Genomic DNA, 15,684 nt, shown 5'->3' with positions numbered 1-15,684 from the left:
CGGGATAAATAGGAATAAAGGAGAAAAAGATGAATAAAACAAAGTTTGAACGTTTTAATTTTCAACCGTTTATTATAGAAGCCGTTAAAGAACTAGGTTTTTATCAACCGACTGAAATTCAAGAGAGGTTGATTCCCACCCTTTTAAGAGGGGAGAGTGCCATCGGGCAATCTCAAACGGGAACGGGCAAAACGCATGCCTATTTACTGCCGCTTCTTGAAAAAGTGGAACCTGAAAGAGAAGAAGTGCAAGTGGTGATTACGGCACCTACTCGTGAATTGGCTAACCAAATTTATGAGGAAGTGTTAAAAATCACGAAATTTTGCAATCCAGATCAAGAGATTACGGCGAAATGCTTAGTAGGTGGAACAGATAAGCAAAAAGCAATCGACAAATTAAAAAAACAGCCTCATATTGTAGTGGGAACGCCGGGGCGAATTCACGATTTAGCTAAAGAACACGCTTTGTCAATTCACACTGCGACATCTATAGTAGTAGATGAAGCCGATCTTATGTTGGATATGGGATTTCTTGAAGATGTGGACCGGATTGCTGCTGCGATGCCGGAACATCTTCAAATTCTTGTTTTCTCTGCTACAATTCCGGAAAAGCTGAAACCATTTTTAAAGAAATATTTGCAAAATCCTAAATATACGCATGTTGCACCGAAACAAGCGACAGCAGCAAAGATTGAGCACGTACTGGTGCCTCTTCGCCATCGAAATAAAACGACGCTATTACATGATATGTTAATATCTTATAATCCGTATCTTGCCATCGTGTTTACAAATACGAAAAAAATGGCGGATGAGGTAGCTGATGCGCTGACAGCCAAAGGGCTGCGCGTCGGGAGAATCCATGGAGATCTGCCGCCCCGCGAGCGTAAAAAGATGATGAAACAAATTAAAGAATTGGAGTATCAATACGTTGTAGCCACAGATTTGGCCGCAAGGGGCATTGATATTGAAGGAATCAGCCATGTGATTAACTACGAAATCCCTTCAGATCTAGATTTTTATATTCACCGTGTTGGGCGTACCGCTCGTGCTGGATATTCAGGTATTGCAGCGACCATTTACGAACTTAGTGATGAAGATGCTATCGTGAAACTTGAAAAAATGGGCATTGAATTTGTCAACAAGGATCTTAAAGGTGGCAATTGGATTGAAGTTGAAGATCGAAACCACCGTAAAAAACGCCAAAAGAAGACAGATGAAGTGGAAGTTCAAGCACGAAAGTTCATTCAAAAGCCGAAAAAGGTAAAACCAGGGTATAAAAAGAAACATCAAAGCGAAGTTGAGAAATTTGCAAGAAAACAAAGACGTGCAAAGAAAAAATAAAGAGGGTGAATCAAACGGGCTGTTTTTTGCCCGTTTGATTCACCCTCCTGAAAAGGAACCGTTATGAGAAATTCAGTGGAATGAAGAATTTTAATTAATGGTTCCTTTTCGTTTTAAGATAGTTCTGTCTCCTGCTAATGGATTGTCTTAAGATGATCGTTCATTTTTTGAAGAAAGATTGACCAAATGTCGGTCCTTTTGTAAAAAAAGCTTATGAGACCGTATCTTTGGATGAGTAAGATAAGGTGTGTTAAGATAGGCTGTATGAAAGTTGAAAAGGTAGAGGTGTAGTATGTTGAAAATTGGTTCTCATGTATCGATGAGCGGGAAAAAAATGTTACTGGCAGCAAGTGAAGAAGCTGTTTCCTATGGAGCGAATACATTTATGATATATACAGGTGCCCCTCAAAATACAAGACGGAAAAAAATAGAAGATCTCAATATTGAAGCAGGTTTAAAACATATGAAGGAGCATGGGATCGATGAGATTGTCGTTCATGCACCTTATATCATTAATATTGGAAATACGACAAATCCAGCGACTTTTGAGCTCGGTGTCGACTTTTTACGCATGGAAATTGAACGGACGGCAGCCATTGGAGCGAAGCAAATCGTCCTTCATCCTGGTGCACATGTAGGCGCCGGAGCTGAAGCAGGAATTAAACGTATTATTGAAGGGTTAAATGAAGTGCTGGTACCTGAACAAACGGTTCAAATCGCTCTTGAAACTATGGCGGGAAAAGGGTCGGAATGCGGACGAAGCTTTGAAGAAATCGCGATGATCATCGATGGGGTTAAGCATAACGAAAAACTATCTGTATGTTTTGACACATGCCATACTCACGACGCTGGATATGATTTAGTTAATGATTTTGATGGCGTGTTAAACGAGTTTGATAAAATTATCGGTATTGATCGCATAAAAGTCCTCCATATTAACGATAGTAAAAATGAACGCGGGGCAAGAAAAGACCGTCATGAAAATATCGGATTCGGCCATATTGGATTCGATGCACTTAACTATATTGTCCATCATCCATCCTTAGTACAGGTACCTAAAATTTTGGAGACTCCTTATGTCGGGGAGGACAAAAATAAGAAGAAACCTCCATATAAATTGGAAATTGAGATGCTTCTTTCCAAGACGTTTGACCCGGTACTCCAACAAAAATTAATGGAAGGTTAACTGCACGGAGAGCATCCTCCTTGAAGTTAACCTCCGTGTATTCTTTGGAAATTGTTTAATTAAAAGGCCGGGAAATGCCTTTTGCTAACCTATTTCATTAAATCTTGAAGTAACTGTTGTACTTTTTTTGCAGTTTGGGCATTTGTAATGCGAGCAATCTTTTTAATTAAATCGTGACGTTCACTTGTATCATAAATATTAACGGGCTTTTCTTTAATAATGGAAATGAGCTGTTGTGCTTGTTCGTCCGTTAAGGAGATTTTATATTCCTTGCTGTATTTTAGTAATTCTTTCACCGTTAAATGGTTGATTTTATGATTGACGATTTGTTGAAAAATTTTCATGCTTCTCCCTCCTTATGTTGTTTGTCTCCCGCTCTAGCGGATAGTGAATACCGGTGATGGAAGTTCCTTTATAATGTATGGGATGAACAGGGAAGGGGTGCTGCAGCAGAATGAGAAAGTGAGCTAAGAGCTGGGAAAGGGTTCGCGATTTTGGAAATGAGCGGTTCTTTATTCCTGACAGCATTTGTAGAATTCATTCCCCATTTTAGATTGTATTGTTCCGGACTTGGTTTCTTTCATTCATTTTGCCGCAATCGTCATGATTTTGAACGTTGTAGTAAAACACCGATCTTTTTTAAGACGGTGTTTTACTGTTTACAAACCATATTTTGATGATGTATACTACAATAATGATTAAATCGTAATGATTCTTAAAAAAAGTTTGGTGATAAATGATGAAACAAGAACAAAATGTCATTGAGATTCAAGATCTCTTTTTTCAATATGACCGGCAAACGGTGTTAGAAGATATTAGTTTAACGGTGCCTAAAGGGGCTTTTCTTGGGTTGGTGGGACCAAACGGCTCAGGGAAATCAACTCTCATCAAGTGTGTGTTAGGGCTGCAAAGACCGCAACGCGGCACAATTCGTTTATTTGGCCATGACATTCAAAAGTTTAAAGAATGGAACAAAATTGGTTTTGTTTCCCAGAAGGCCAATAGTTTCAACACAGGATTTCCGGCTACTGTATTTGAAGTTGTATCAACCGGGTTAACTTCAAAGTTAGGGCTGTTTCGCTTTATGAAAGCGGAACATAAAGAAAAGGTCATGAAGGCGCTTGAAGCAGTAGGAATGGATGAATTTGCCCGCCGTAACATTGGAGAGCTCTCAGGCGGTCAGCAGCAGCGTGTATTCATCGCCCGTGCGTTGGTCAGTGAGCCTGAGCTATTGATTTTGGATGAGCCTACAGTTGGAGTAGATGCGCAAAACGTCCAAAATTTTTATACATTATTAGAAACGCTAAATAAAGAACATGGGATTACACTGTTATTGGTAACGCACGATACCGGAACGATTACAGAAAAGGTAACGCATGTGGCTTGTTTGAATAAACATCTGCATTTCCATGGAGAAACAGAAGAATTTAATCATTTGTGCGAACATGATTTGTCCATATTTTACGGACATCATGTGCATGTATTGACACATGACCATCAACATGGGGGTCAACGTGTATGATCGAGAGTATTTTTCAGTTTGAGTTTTTGCAAAATGCCTTTTTAACAGGAATTTTAATTGGATTTCTTGCCCCGCTTTTAGGTGTATTCATTGTGGTTCGTCGTTTATCTCTCATTGCCGATGCATTAAGCCATGTAACTTTAGCCGGCATTTCAGCAAGCTTATTGCTCGAGAAGAAATTTGGACTGTTTGCAGGCTTGAATCCATTATATCTAGGAATGGCGTTTTCTGTGATGGGATCGCTCTTTATCGAAAAGCTGCGTGGGGTTTATAAGCATTATCAAGAGTTGGCCGTCCCGATTATCTTATCAGGAGGAATCGGGATTAGCGTTATTTTTATTTCATTGGCAGACGGCTTCAATACAGATTTATTCAACTATTTATTTGGAAGCGTGAGTGCGGTCAGCAGGTCAGATTTATGGACCATTACATTTATCGCAATTATGGTTGTGACTCTTGTGGTTTTATTTTATAAGGAATTGTTCATTTTATCTTTTGACGAAGAGCATGCGGCTGCTTCGGGTGTAAAAGCAAGATGGGTTCACTTCTTATTCATTGTGATGGTTGCATTAGTCATCGCGGCTTCCATGAGGATTGTCGGGATTTTACTGGTTTCCGCCTTGATGACCTTGCCTGTAGCGGCCAGCATTCGGTTAGCAACTGGTTTTAAACAAACGATTTTCTTATCTATTTTATTTGGTGAAATCTCAGTTGTTGGAGGATTGTTTTTATCTTATTACTTGGATTTGGCGCCAGGTGGAATTATCGTCGTCATTGCAGTGTTAATCCTAATAGGGTCAATTCTCCTCAATAAAGGACGGAGTGGGAATAAGAAATGAATATTAGCCAGGCGATTGAGTTGTTAAAACAAGAGGGGTATAAGCATACAGGAAAACGTGAAGAAATGCTCAGTCTCTTTTCAAAATCCAACAAATATTTAACGGCAAAAGATGTACTGGAGCATATGAAGAAGGATTACCCAGGATTGAGTTTTGATACTATATATCGTAATTTATCGTTGTTTGTAGAATTGGAAATTTTTGAGATGACGGAACTGTCGGGAGAAAAGCATTTTCGTTTTACATGTGCTACATCCCATCACCATCATCATTTTATTTGTTTAGATTGTGGTAAAACAAAAGAAATTGAGACGTGTCCAATGGAACATTTATCGGAAGACCTCAAAGACTTTGATGTGACAGGCCATAAATTTGAAATATACGGAAAGTGTGTAGAATGCCAATAAAAAAGCGGGGAAACCCGCTTTTTTATGTTCTTTTTTAGAAGATTGTAGCTTTTGGTTTTAGGACCTTGTCGCGTTGAAGCGTGACAAGGTCCTAAAGCCGCAATGTTTACGAAAACAGTCTTTTTTATTGCTGCTGCTGATTAAACCAATGATCGACCCACTGTTTTGCTTCTATCCAGTCATAGACGCGAATGACATTTTGGGGAACTGGAAGACGATTATAAGGTGTATCAAACAAGATAACGGGAATATGACATTCTTCACTTATATCACAGGCATTATCATGCTTATCTTCAAAAAATACATCGATACCATGTTTTTTGGCCGTTTCGATTTTATCATGCGAGCCCACTAAGTCAATATGATGAAAATGAACATCATTGGATGTAAACCAACTTTGGGTGACATCCAATAAATGCTTATGACGTGCGCTAATATAAATGAGCTCGTGAGTCTGTTTCCATTCATTTAATACTTGTTGAGCGTTAGGTGCAAGTGGAGCACTCGCATAAATAGTCGCCTCGTGTTCGGTAAACCATTGTGCCAGCTCTTGTTCAGTCACCTTTACGGCTGGAACAAGATCGTATTCTTTAATATCATCCAATGTTAAATTAAGCCCGAATGATTTGTTAAGATAAGGAATAAACGTAGTGGGGCATGTCACTGTTCCATCAATATCAATACCGAATTTTCTTTGCAATGTTCACAACTCCTTCTTACCATGGTGCTATATGTAGTGTACCACAAGAATGGTGGATGGCTGATAAAGAAAACATTAACAACTATAATTGTTTCGCTTTTTCAGATACTATAAATGCTCCTTATCAAGTAAAACTTAGCTCGGCGGGGCCCCTCGGCGAGTATTTGTTGAACTTACCGGGTTCTGACGAAAAATGAGTTCTCAGCATTGAGTTGAAGATATTGTTATTCGTTGAATCAGGATAAAGAAAGCGAGGGATAAGCATTGGACAAAGACTACCATAAAACAGAACATGAAGAAGCATATGAGTCGAATTTTATGGAAGAAACAGCCGCTGAAGTAGCTGTTCCAGTTACTGCAAGAGGGAACTATGCAGAGAGAAATCACCTGGAAGCCCAGAGGGAAGAAGGGAATGAAGGAAGAGGATACGGGCGTTTAGCCTTAATTTTATCCATTCTGTCTCTATTTTTCCTTCCGGTATTACTAGGAGCTGCTGGGGTTATTTTAGGCTTTATCGCACGCAGAAGAGGAGCAAATTCAACAGGGGCATGGGCAATCGGAATCGGGATTGTATCCATTGTTATCGGAACGTTTATTTTACCTTTCTTTTAATAAAATATGGGAGATGGGCAAGAAAGCCCATCTCCCATATTTTATTATAAGCAACCGAGAATCCAGATTCTCGGCTGCTTATAGAAAGACCTTTGTAGCGGATATCTAAAAATGGAAGGTTTAAAGACCTAGAGAGAAGGTTAAGAAAGCTAACGCTAAAAGCTCAAGGCGGATTGTTATTAGTAAAGAGCGGACATGGAGAGGATCTCCTATGTCCGCTTTTTGTATAAATAAGGTTATGTTTGTTGCTCAAGTGCTTGTTTAGCGTGATATTCTTCAGCAATTTTGTCGATTTCTTTTTTCAGCTCTTCAACCATTGTTTCTTCCGGAATTTTACGTACAATTTCCCCTTTGCGGAATAATAAACCTTCACCGCGTGCTCCTGCAATTCCAATATCCGCTTCACGAGCTTCTCCTGGGCCGTTTACCGCACAACCAAGCACGGCCACTTTAATAGGTGCTTTAATGCTCGAGATATATTCTTCCACTTCATTAGCGATACTGATCAAGTCGATTTCAATACGCCCGCATGTAGGGCAGGAAATGAGGGTAGCCGCATTTGAAGATAGTCCAAACACTTTTAACAGTTCTCTGGCTACTTTGACTTCTTCAACCGGATCGGCACTTAAGGAAATACGCAATGTGTTACCAATTCCTTTAGATAAGATAGCACCGAGTCCAGCTGCACTTTTGATCGTTCCGGCAAACAGCGTACCCGATTCCGTAATACCAAGGTGGAGCGGGTAATCAAATGCTTTTGCTGCCTTTTCATAAGCTTCAATAGCCAAGTTGACATCCGATGCTTTCATGGAAACGATAATGTCATGGAAATCGAGGTCTTCTAAAATTTTAATATGATGAAGCGCACTTTCCACCATGCCATCGGCAGTAGGGTAACCGTATTTTTCTAAGATGCGTTTTTCCAGCGATCCAGCATTTACTCCGATACGGATAGGGATGCCACGCTCTTTAGCAGCATTCACCACTGCCTCCACTTTTTCGCGGCGTCCGATATTTCCTGGATTAATGCGGATTTTATCAATACCGCCTTCAATCGCTTTTAAAGCCAGCTTATAGTCAAAATGAATGTCTGCCACAAGCGGGATGTTGATGCGCTTTTTGATTTCTGCAATGGCATTGGCAGCTCGTTCGTCTGGTACAGCTACCCGTACGATTTGGCAGCCGGCTTCTTCCAAGCGTTTAATTTCTGCAACGGTCGCTTCGACATCATGCGTTTTCGTTGTTGTCATACTTTGAATGACTAATTCATTATTGCCGCCAATCGTTAAATTTCCCACTTTAACAGGGCGGGTTTTTGTACGATGTATGATTTCACTCACGTGGTAATCTCTCCTTTAAATAAGATCCAACTAATGTGGAAAATGCTTATTCATAAATAGAATAACGCTTTAACGAGAAAATAACTAGTAGAAAAAAATGAATGCTTTCCTATTGTACCAATGATGGCAAATTTTTGACAAGGGATAAGATGAGTTGATTGGACGGTTACGTTTTTTTGTAAACGGGAAATTTGTACTCTTTTCCAATCTTAATATTTTCTGGCGATATTCCATTATTCAATGCTTTAAAATCTGTTATGACCTTGTCTATTGACACTGGAATAGAATTGTGTGTCAGCTGTTCGATAATGGATAAAACGGTATCCCCCGCTTTTACTTTGACTTTTATATATGGAGCGGTTGTTTTGGCCTTACCGGGAGAAGGGCTCTCTGTTGTTTGTGTGCTTACCGGGACCGCTTTGACGGGAATAAGAGTTCCGTATCGAATGTCATATTGAATAATGTAGATTAAAAAGATGATGCCCATGAGAAAACCTAATTTTTTCATCGCTTCCTCCTGAAAATGGATTAATAATTGTATGCTCTTTATCAATGCATTCAAAAACAGCAAAACTCCATTAAAGAACAACAGAACTTTACTAATATGTATGCTTGTCCATAAGAAATATGAAAAAGAGGAGAAGGGAAGAATCATGAAGGAAAAATATATTGTGATCACGTTAGGGTTATTGCCATTTATTATGGTTCTTGGGAATTCCATGCTTATTCCTATTTTGCCCGCCATTCAAAATGAACTTCGTTTGACGGAATTTCAGACCGGTCTTGTGTTAAGCAGCTTTTCTATTCCAGCGGCTCTTTTTATTCCTCTTATCGGAGTATTGTCAGATTGGTATGGGAGAAAAAGGTTTATTATCGTATCGATGCTTTTATTAATAACAGGAAGCTTAATGGCTATAGCAAGCGGCTATGTACTCAGTGATCGAAGCAGCTTTTATTTGTTGCTGGCAGGGAGGATAATACAAGGGATGGGGGCAGCCGGGACGACCCCGTTAGCTATGGCGCTTGCCGGAGACCTGTTTCAGCAAGAAAAAAGAAGTAAAGTGCTCGGAATTATTGAAGTGTATAATGGGGCCGGAAAGGTAGTCGCGCCAATCATCGGGGCGACAGCGGCTCTTTTTGCCTGGTACAGCGCGTTTTATGTATACCCGTTTGTAGCTTTGTTCATTTTATATGGAGTGCTTCGCTATGTAGGGAAAGACCGTACTGCTGAAGATACAATTTCTATGGGAGGTTATCTTCAAAAAACGTGGAAGGTATTGAAAAGAGAAGGGACTTGGCTGTTTCCTTTATTTTTTACAGGTGGATTGGGGCTGTTTTTACTATTTGGGACATTATATTATCTTTCCTTTTTAATCGAGGAGACATATCATATTGATGGTTTTTTCAAAGGAACAGCCTTTGCTTTTCCGCTCGGTGCTATGACCATTACATCATATTGGACAGGAAAGAGAATTAAAAACGAACGTCAAATAATGAATAAGCTGCTGGCGATAGGAGTTATGTTTGTCCTGCTATCTTTCGCCTCGCTGATTTTTCTGCAAACATTGGCTGCCTTGATGTTTTTAACGACTATCGGCTTTGGAGGGCTGGGATTTGTGCTGCCATGCGCGAACATGATGATTACATCAGCGGTGGCGGACGAAGAAAGAGGATTTGTGGTGTCTTTGTATAGTGCCGTTCGCTTTATTGGAGTGGCTTTGGGGCCCATCATATTTGGTAAATGGATGGGAGATGCGAAAGAGATGTTTTATTACTGTTTTATGTTGACATTGTTAGCATTCGGCTGGTTATTTATAAAAGGTAATAGGTTGAAAGTTGTGAATCCAAGCGCCAATGAAGGATGAAAAAGACAAAAATAGAGCTTTTTAACCAAAAATTATGGATTTTTTTACATGTCCTTTACAATTCTCTGTCATACTTTAGATGTGTATGGGAAAAGGGAGGATGACGATGAAGCTGCAACCATTAATTAACATAAAGAAAAAAGCAGATTTCTTCAAGACAAGAATCATAAAGAAAAAAATTCGCAGTGAACAAGGGGTTCAACGGGAATCTCGGTTAAGCTTGCGGGCAAGGCTGCTTCTAAGTATTTTGGCAGTTTTAGTGGCATCGGTAGGATGTTTGAGTTTTGTATCTTATGATAAGTCCAGAGATACGACCATTACAATTATCGAAAATCGACTTGAGCGCGAAGCTTTCACCATGTATGAAATCGCTCAAAGTCTTATGTATACGTTTATTGGCGATGAAGAAGGGTTTTTAAAGAAGTTCAATTCTACTGTTAAATCGCAGGATGCCCAATTAACACAAGATGGGCTATCCGGCCATTTCTTTTTGCTCCAACAAAAAACAGTCAAACCTTTTACGGTTAGTAAGGGAAGTCCGTTAATATTTCCTGAAGATGTATTGGAAGCGGTTCGACAAAAAGAACACGGTACCCTCCACTTTGAATTTAAGAGGGAAGATTATACCCTTGCCTTTAAACAGATACCAGAGCTGAAGGGTATTTATTTGCTGGCAGTGCCTACGGCTGATTATTTAGGAGCGATTAATGAACTGGGAACATTCATGCTTATTGCCTCTGTTTTGAGTATCATTATAACCTCTATAGTCATTATCATCTTAGTTAGAAGTTTAACAAAGCCGCTCATTACGATGAGAAATGTAATGCGGAAAGTAAGGGAAGGCAATTTAAACGAACAAATGAATATTAAAACATCCATTCCTGAAATTTTTTCGCTTGTTAAAAGTTTCAATCAAATGGTTGAACAGATGAAAATGATGATTGAACAAATTAATGAAACGACAAACGCGTTAAATGAAACAGGAGCCGATTTGAAATCGGCATCTGAAAGTGCGTTGTACTTTAATAAGGAACTGACAGAATCGATTTTTATGGTTAAACAAGGTGCAGAGCAAACGGCTTCAAGTTCAGAAAACAGTATACATATGTTTCAAGATATGAAAGGGAAAATTCATCATATCATTCACGATATGGATTTTATTACACATAAAGCAGAAGAAATGAACCATCAGGCTTATCAAGGTGAACAAGATATTTCACGCATGATTACATCAATGAACCGATTCGAAAAAGAGTTTACTGATATGACCCATACGATTAATGAGGTGAAAGAACACTCCTTATCCATTGCGAAAATTGTCAGCTTAATTCAAGGATTTGCAGAACAAACGAAACTATTGGCTTTAAATGCTGCAATTGAGGCAGCGAGGGCTGGTGAGGCAGGGAAAGGCTTTGCGGTTGTAGCGAGTGAGGTACGGAAGTTGGCGGATCAGTCTACAGGCGCAACAGAAGAAATCACCGAATTAATTCAATCGATGGAGGAGATTTCATCAAAAGCTTCAAAAGAATTTCACGAGATGTTACAGAAAAGTAAATCAAATGTGGATATTTCGCTGGATTCGAAAAGAACGTTTGATCAATTGATGAAAGAAATCGGAAATGTAAATGGAGCACTTGAAGAAATGAAGGGAGAATTTAATTTATTGTTTGAGACGTTGCCGAAAATGGAGCAATCAGCTGAAAGTTTTACGTCTGTGTCTCAAGAGACGTTAGCAAGTGCAGAGCAAATGCTTTCTGCTTCTAAAGAACAAGTAGAACATACAAACAATACTCATGAAATTGGTATGCAGTTAACCGAACTTGCCTCTTCCCTGACGTCAATTACACGCAAGTTTATTGTTCTTGCCAAAAAACCATCACAGCCTTAAGGTTGTGATGGTTTTTTACGAGCAGGGATATGTTTAATGGTTAAAAAGAACATAAAGCCGGTAACAGTCCAATGCAACAAGAGTTGTCCTGGTACTTGGATAGACATGGCTTTTGTTATGGTAAATAAAATGGTTGTCAAGGTTCCGCTATAAGCCGCAAGTGTCCAAATGGGCTTATAGGTAATATTTCGATGAAGGACTTGCTTGAAAACAATTCCTATGTAAGCAAAAAGGGTAATTCCAATAAATTTGCTTCCGACGGCTAAAATATATAAGCCGATAATCATCAAAAATACAATCACGATTAGTCCGCTGTTTAGCGAATCTAAATATGAAACGATCGTATCCTTAGATAAATCGAGTCCTTGGAACAAAGAATAGGAAAAGGAGTGCGGTTCATGGTTAACCGTCATCACAAACTCATTTTGCAATAAACTGACAGCATAGGGGTAGTCAGCGGTCATGCTAGTTGTGATTTTTCCTGAAGGATCAAAAATAAAGACTGCGCCCTCATCGGATTGAATGATCGGTTCAGTTTTGCTAGCTTGAAGCATTCCGTCTGAAATGGTGAACGCCGGAATTTTATCTGCGAGCATGTCCCGGGTGATGTCTGCGTTTTTGATGATACCGTAGCCAAGAAAAAGAGATGTTGGAAGAATTGAAATGAATGTTAAGACAAATACATACATGATTGTTTTTCCGATTCCCTGAAACCGGAATAAAGACATTTTTTTAGGTGAATATAAACTTAATATTAACTGTTTAAATACATTCACTTCCTCACCTCCTTCACACAATATTCATTGTAGCGGCCACTAAAAATGAATACAAGAACATTTCAACAATGTGGATTCTCAAGTTATGTAAATCTAATGTTAAGAAATTGTAAAGAAATCAACAAAAAGCTTTACACAAAATTTATTTTTCGTTAATAATGGGATGGGACCTTGTAGAGATGTGTCGAAAAAAGTAAGAGGGGTTGAGCTTTTCGTGGAGTTAGATATTCAAAAAATGATTTTTGAATTCATTGGAGGACTTGGGATTTTCCTATTTGGGATCAAGTTCATGGGTGACGGCTTACAAAAGTCGGCAGGAGATAAACTGCGTGACATTTTAGATAAGTTTACGACCAATCCATTTATGGGAGTCTTAGCGGGGATTGTCGTTACCGTCCTTATTCAAAGTAGTTCAGGAACGACCGTTATTACGGTCGGATTAGTAAGTGCAGGCTTCATGACTTTAAGACAAGCAATCGGTGTCATCATGGGAGCCAATATTGGTACGACTGTAACAGCATTTATTATCGGGATTAAACTTTCCGATTACGCCCTTCCTGTTTTAGCGGTCGGTGCATTTATGCTATTTTTCTTTAAAAACAAGCGTATTCAAAACTTTGGGCAGATTTTCTTTGGTTTTGGTGCACTTTTCTTCGGTCTTGAATTAATGGGAGACGGCATGAAGCCGCTTCGCTCCCTTCAAGCTTTTCATGACTTAACGGTGAGTATGAGTGACAATCCAATTTTAGGTGTTGTCATCGGTACATTGTTTACAGTCATCGTTCAAAGCTCAAGTGCGACAATTGGTATCCTCCAAGAGCTGTTTGGACAAGGGGCCATAGATATTTATGCAGCCTTGCCAGTGTTGTTTGGGGATAACATCGGAACGACGATTACAGCCGTATTGGCGTCCATCGGGGCATCCATTGCAGCAAGACGTGCGGCCTTGACGCATGTTATGTTCAACTTAATTGGAACGACAATTTTTCTTATCATTTTACCGTTTTTTACGAAGTTTATGATTTACTTGCAAGGAGCAATGAACTTAAATCCGGAAATGACCATTGCCTTTGCGCACGGTATTTTTAATACAACAAATACAATCATTCAATTCCCAATGATTGGATTATTAGCGTTGGCTGTAACAAAGATCATTCCTGGGGAAGATACGTTTGTAGAAACGAAGCCAAAGCATCTTGACCCGATTTTTATTGAACAATCACCTTCCATTGCATTAGGACAAGCAAAGGAAGAAGTGCTTCGCATGGGACAGTTTGCAGTGGTCGGTCTTCAAGAAGCAGGAGAATATTTAAAAACAAAGCAGCCGAAACATGCCGAAACCGCGCTTCAGTTTGAAGATGCCATCAATAATTTAGACCGCAAGATTACAGACTATCTAGTATTGCTTGCTTCAAGTTCGATGTCGGTTCCAGAAAGTGAAGAACACTCTATGTTACTGGACACGATTCGAGATATTGAACGAATCGGAGATCATTTCGAAAATATCGTCGAGCTTGTCGATTACAACATTTCCAATAAAGTCAAAATGACGAGCGATGCGTTGGAAGACTTAAGAATAATGTGCGAATTAACTGTATCCACGGTTAAAGAAGCCATGACATCCCTTGAAAATAACGACCGTTCGTTAGCCGAAAAAGTGGTCCGTAAAGAAGAACAAATCGACAGCATGGAACGTACTCTTCGTAAGCAGCACATCATGCGTATAAATGAAGGATTATGTACAGGTTCTGCCGGGATTGTTTTTGTAGACATTATCAGCAACCTTGAACGTATTGGTGACCATGCCGTCAACATTGCAGAAGCAGTGCTTGGTGAAGGCAAACACCAAACAAAATAAATAATGAACTAACAATCAGTTCGGGGGCTCCTCTCTGACTGATTGAAGGTCTACTTTATTCTTTTCAACAGAAAGACTATAATAAAGAACGAGGGCTTTCAAGCCCTCGTTCTTTATTTTTATTTTCCCTGTAAGCATTCAATCAAGAATATATAAAAGGGAGGTATGTATTCATGACCGTTATTTATTGGAGCATTATTACAGTTTTATTCATTGTAGCATTTGTTGGCCTTGTTTATCCGATTATCCCAAGCGTCCTATTTATTGCAGCCGGCTTTCTTTTATATGGTGTATTCTTTAGCTTTGAACCGTTTGGTTTCCTATTCTGGTCCGTTCAAATCGTGTTGATTATCGCTTTATTTGCGGCAGACTATTTAGCTAATCTGGTCGGAGTCAAAAAGTTTGGCGGTTCAAAAGCCGGCATATGGGGCAGCACAATTGGCTTGCTTGTCGGTCCTTTTATCATACCTGTCGCTGGAATTATTATAGGGCCATTTATTGGGGCTGTTCTTGCCGAGTTCATTTTCCAAAAAAGATCGATTTCAGAAGCTGCCCGCATCGGGTTTGGTTCGCTCGTCGGCTTTTTTAGCGGAGCCGTTACAAAAGGAGTCATTCAAGTAATTATGATCGTGTATTTTCTCGTTGTTGTATTTTAAAAAAGGGTTTGACAAGTTTCGGGAAACATGATAAATTTTTAATGTCGTTAAAGTTATTTAACGTTCCACAGTAGCTCAGTGGTAGAGCAATCGGCTGTTAACCGATCGGTCGTAGGTTCGAGTCCTACCTGTGGAGCCATTTGGCGGTGTAGCTCAGCTGGCTAGAGCGTACGGTTCATACCCGTGAGGTCGGGGGTTCGATCCCCTCCGCCGCTATTTATATTATTCCACAGTAGCTCAGTGGTAGAGCAATCGGCTGTTAACCGATTGGTCGTAGGTTCGAATCCTACCTGTGGAGCCATTTGGACCCTTAGCTCAGCTGGTTAGAGCAGACGGCTCATAACCGTCCGGTCGCAGGTTCGAGTCCTGCAGGGTCCACCAGTGAAGAAAAGCGGAACAAGCTCGTTTAATATGGAGGAATACCCAAGTCCGGCTGAAGGGATCGGTCTTGAAAACCGACAGGGGTGTAACAGCCCGCGGGGGTTCGAATCCCTCTTCCTCCGCCATACATAATGAATGTTAAGTCTCCTATATGATGGGGGACTTTTTTGTGTTTGGAAAATAATTGTTGTGAATATGGTGAGAATCCCCACATATCAATATAAAAATAATCTCATTTAATGTTAAGAAATTGTAAAGATTTTATAAAATTATTGTAAATTCGACAAAAGGTGCTAAAATATGACCGTTGGCTT

At 39.7% G+C, this 15,684-nt stretch carries 15 protein-coding genes and 5 tRNA genes; 15 read left to right on the top strand and 5 right to left on the bottom strand.

Going from position 1 to position 15,684, the window contains the following annotated elements:
- The first annotated feature begins 29 nt into the window (after positions 1-29).
- The gene (locus BK575_RS22375) at positions 30-1,340 is read left to right on the top strand and encodes a DEAD/DEAH box helicase (protein ID WP_078413796.1); all 1,311 of its coding nucleotides are present in this window, start codon (positions 30-32) and stop codon (positions 1,338-1,340) included.
- A gap of 292 nt (positions 1,341-1,632) precedes the next feature.
- Positions 1,633-2,526, top strand: coding sequence for a deoxyribonuclease IV (locus BK575_RS22370; RefSeq protein WP_078413795.1), 894 nt, complete (start codon positions 1,633-1,635; stop codon positions 2,524-2,526).
- 89 nt (positions 2,527-2,615) lie between these two features.
- On the opposite strand, the gene BK575_RS22365 is transcribed toward BK575_RS22370, so the two are convergent.
- Entirely contained in the window at positions 2,616-2,870 is a 255-nt protein-coding gene (locus BK575_RS22365) for a DUF2624 domain-containing protein (protein WP_078413794.1), read from the bottom strand.
- Positions 2,871-3,265: 395 nt separating this feature from the next.
- Here BK575_RS22365 and BK575_RS22360 point away from each other — a divergent pair, with 395 nt between their 5' ends.
- The 3 genes from BK575_RS22360 to BK575_RS22350 are packed head-to-tail and all read left to right on the top strand — an operon-like array spanning position 3,266 to position 5,294.
- A complete protein-coding gene (locus tag BK575_RS22360; RefSeq protein ID WP_078413793.1) occupies positions 3,266-4,048 on the top strand; it encodes a metal ABC transporter ATP-binding protein in 783 nt (260 codons plus the stop codon).
- Complete coding sequence (locus tag BK575_RS22355) at positions 4,045-4,887, top strand: metal ABC transporter permease (RefSeq protein ID WP_078413792.1); 843 nt, start codon at positions 4,045-4,047, stop codon at positions 4,885-4,887. The genes BK575_RS22360 and BK575_RS22355 overlap by 4 nt, the downstream gene beginning before the upstream one ends.
- Positions 4,884-5,294 carry a Fur family transcriptional regulator gene (locus tag BK575_RS22350; protein WP_078413791.1) on the top strand — a complete coding sequence of 137 codons (411 nt, stop codon included), beginning with the start codon at positions 4,884-4,886 and terminating at the stop codon, positions 5,292-5,294. The genes BK575_RS22355 and BK575_RS22350 overlap by 4 nt, the downstream gene beginning before the upstream one ends.
- A gap of 124 nt (positions 5,295-5,418) precedes the next feature.
- On the opposite strand, the gene BK575_RS22345 is transcribed toward BK575_RS22350, so the two are convergent.
- The gene (locus BK575_RS22345; protein ID WP_078413790.1) at positions 5,419-5,994 is read right to left on the bottom strand and encodes a hypothetical protein; all 576 of its coding nucleotides are present in this window, start codon (positions 5,992-5,994) and stop codon (positions 5,419-5,421) included.
- A 264-nt stretch (positions 5,995-6,258) separates the two neighbouring features.
- Here BK575_RS22345 and BK575_RS22340 point away from each other — a divergent pair, with 264 nt between their 5' ends.
- Entirely contained in the window at positions 6,259-6,606 is a 348-nt protein-coding gene (locus tag BK575_RS22340; RefSeq protein WP_407984360.1) for a DUF4190 domain-containing protein, read from the top strand.
- A 236-nt stretch (positions 6,607-6,842) separates the two neighbouring features.
- Here the strand turns inward: BK575_RS22340 and ispG are convergent, their stop codons facing one another.
- Positions 6,843-7,937 (bottom strand): flavodoxin-dependent (E)-4-hydroxy-3-methylbut-2-enyl-diphosphate synthase, encoded by a 1,095-nt coding sequence (gene ispG, locus BK575_RS22335; protein WP_204524916.1) that lies wholly within the window; start codon positions 7,935-7,937, stop codon positions 6,843-6,845.
- A gap of 175 nt (positions 7,938-8,112) precedes the next feature.
- Positions 8,113-8,454: a hypothetical protein gene (locus tag BK575_RS22330; protein ID WP_078413788.1), complete on the bottom strand. Its 342-nt coding sequence runs from the start codon at positions 8,452-8,454 to the stop codon at positions 8,113-8,115.
- Positions 8,455-8,599: 145 nt separating this feature from the next.
- Here BK575_RS22330 and BK575_RS22325 point away from each other — a divergent pair, with 145 nt between their 5' ends.
- Together BK575_RS22325 and BK575_RS22320 are read left to right on the top strand one after the other, a co-directional pair.
- On the top strand, positions 8,600-9,811 hold the full coding sequence (locus tag BK575_RS22325; protein WP_078413787.1) for an MFS transporter: 1,212 nt from the start codon (positions 8,600-8,602) through the stop codon (positions 9,809-9,811).
- A gap of 106 nt (positions 9,812-9,917) precedes the next feature.
- Positions 9,918-11,699, top strand: a complete 1,782-nt coding sequence (locus BK575_RS22320) for a methyl-accepting chemotaxis protein (protein WP_169907945.1) — start codon at positions 9,918-9,920, stop codon at positions 11,697-11,699.
- Here the strand turns inward: BK575_RS22320 and BK575_RS22315 are convergent.
- The gene (locus tag BK575_RS22315; protein WP_078413785.1) at positions 11,696-12,475 is read right to left on the bottom strand and encodes a DUF1189 domain-containing protein; all 780 of its coding nucleotides are present in this window, start codon (positions 12,473-12,475) and stop codon (positions 11,696-11,698) included. The two genes, BK575_RS22320 and BK575_RS22315, sit on opposite strands and share 4 nt — an antisense overlap.
- A 214-nt stretch (positions 12,476-12,689) precedes the next feature.
- Between BK575_RS22315 and BK575_RS22310 the strand changes: the two genes are divergently transcribed.
- The 7 genes from BK575_RS22310 (at position 12,690) to BK575_RS22280 (ending at position 15,495) form a co-directional block, all read left to right on the top strand.
- Positions 12,690-14,333 (top strand): Na/Pi cotransporter family protein, encoded by a 1,644-nt coding sequence (locus BK575_RS22310; protein ID WP_204524879.1) that lies wholly within the window; start codon positions 12,690-12,692, stop codon positions 14,331-14,333.
- A 173-nt stretch (positions 14,334-14,506) separates the two neighbouring features.
- On the top strand, positions 14,507-14,989 hold the full coding sequence (locus tag BK575_RS22305) for a DUF456 domain-containing protein (RefSeq protein WP_078413783.1): 483 nt from the start codon (positions 14,507-14,509) through the stop codon (positions 14,987-14,989).
- Between the two features lie 64 nt (positions 14,990-15,053).
- Positions 15,054-15,128 (top strand) — tRNA-Asn (locus BK575_RS22300).
- A 3-nt stretch (positions 15,129-15,131) separates the two neighbouring features.
- Positions 15,132-15,205: transfer RNA gene (locus BK575_RS22295), tRNA-Met, on the top strand.
- A 10-nt stretch (positions 15,206-15,215) separates the two neighbouring features.
- Positions 15,216-15,290 (top strand) — tRNA-Asn (locus BK575_RS22290).
- A gap of 3 nt (positions 15,291-15,293) precedes the next feature.
- Positions 15,294-15,370, top strand: a tRNA-Ile gene (locus tag BK575_RS22285).
- 32 nt (positions 15,371-15,402) lie between these two features.
- Positions 15,403-15,495 (top strand) — tRNA-Ser (locus BK575_RS22280).
- Positions 15,496-15,684: the final 189 nt, after the last annotated feature.

Origin of the sequence: Priestia abyssalis (genome assembly GCF_002019595.1) — a bacterium.
Classification (GTDB): domain Bacteria; phylum Bacillota; class Bacilli; order Bacillales; family Bacillaceae_H; genus Bacillus_BA; species Bacillus_BA abyssalis.
Note: the sequence above shows the minus strand (reverse complement) of the source record. Positions and strands in the feature narration are given on the sequence as shown.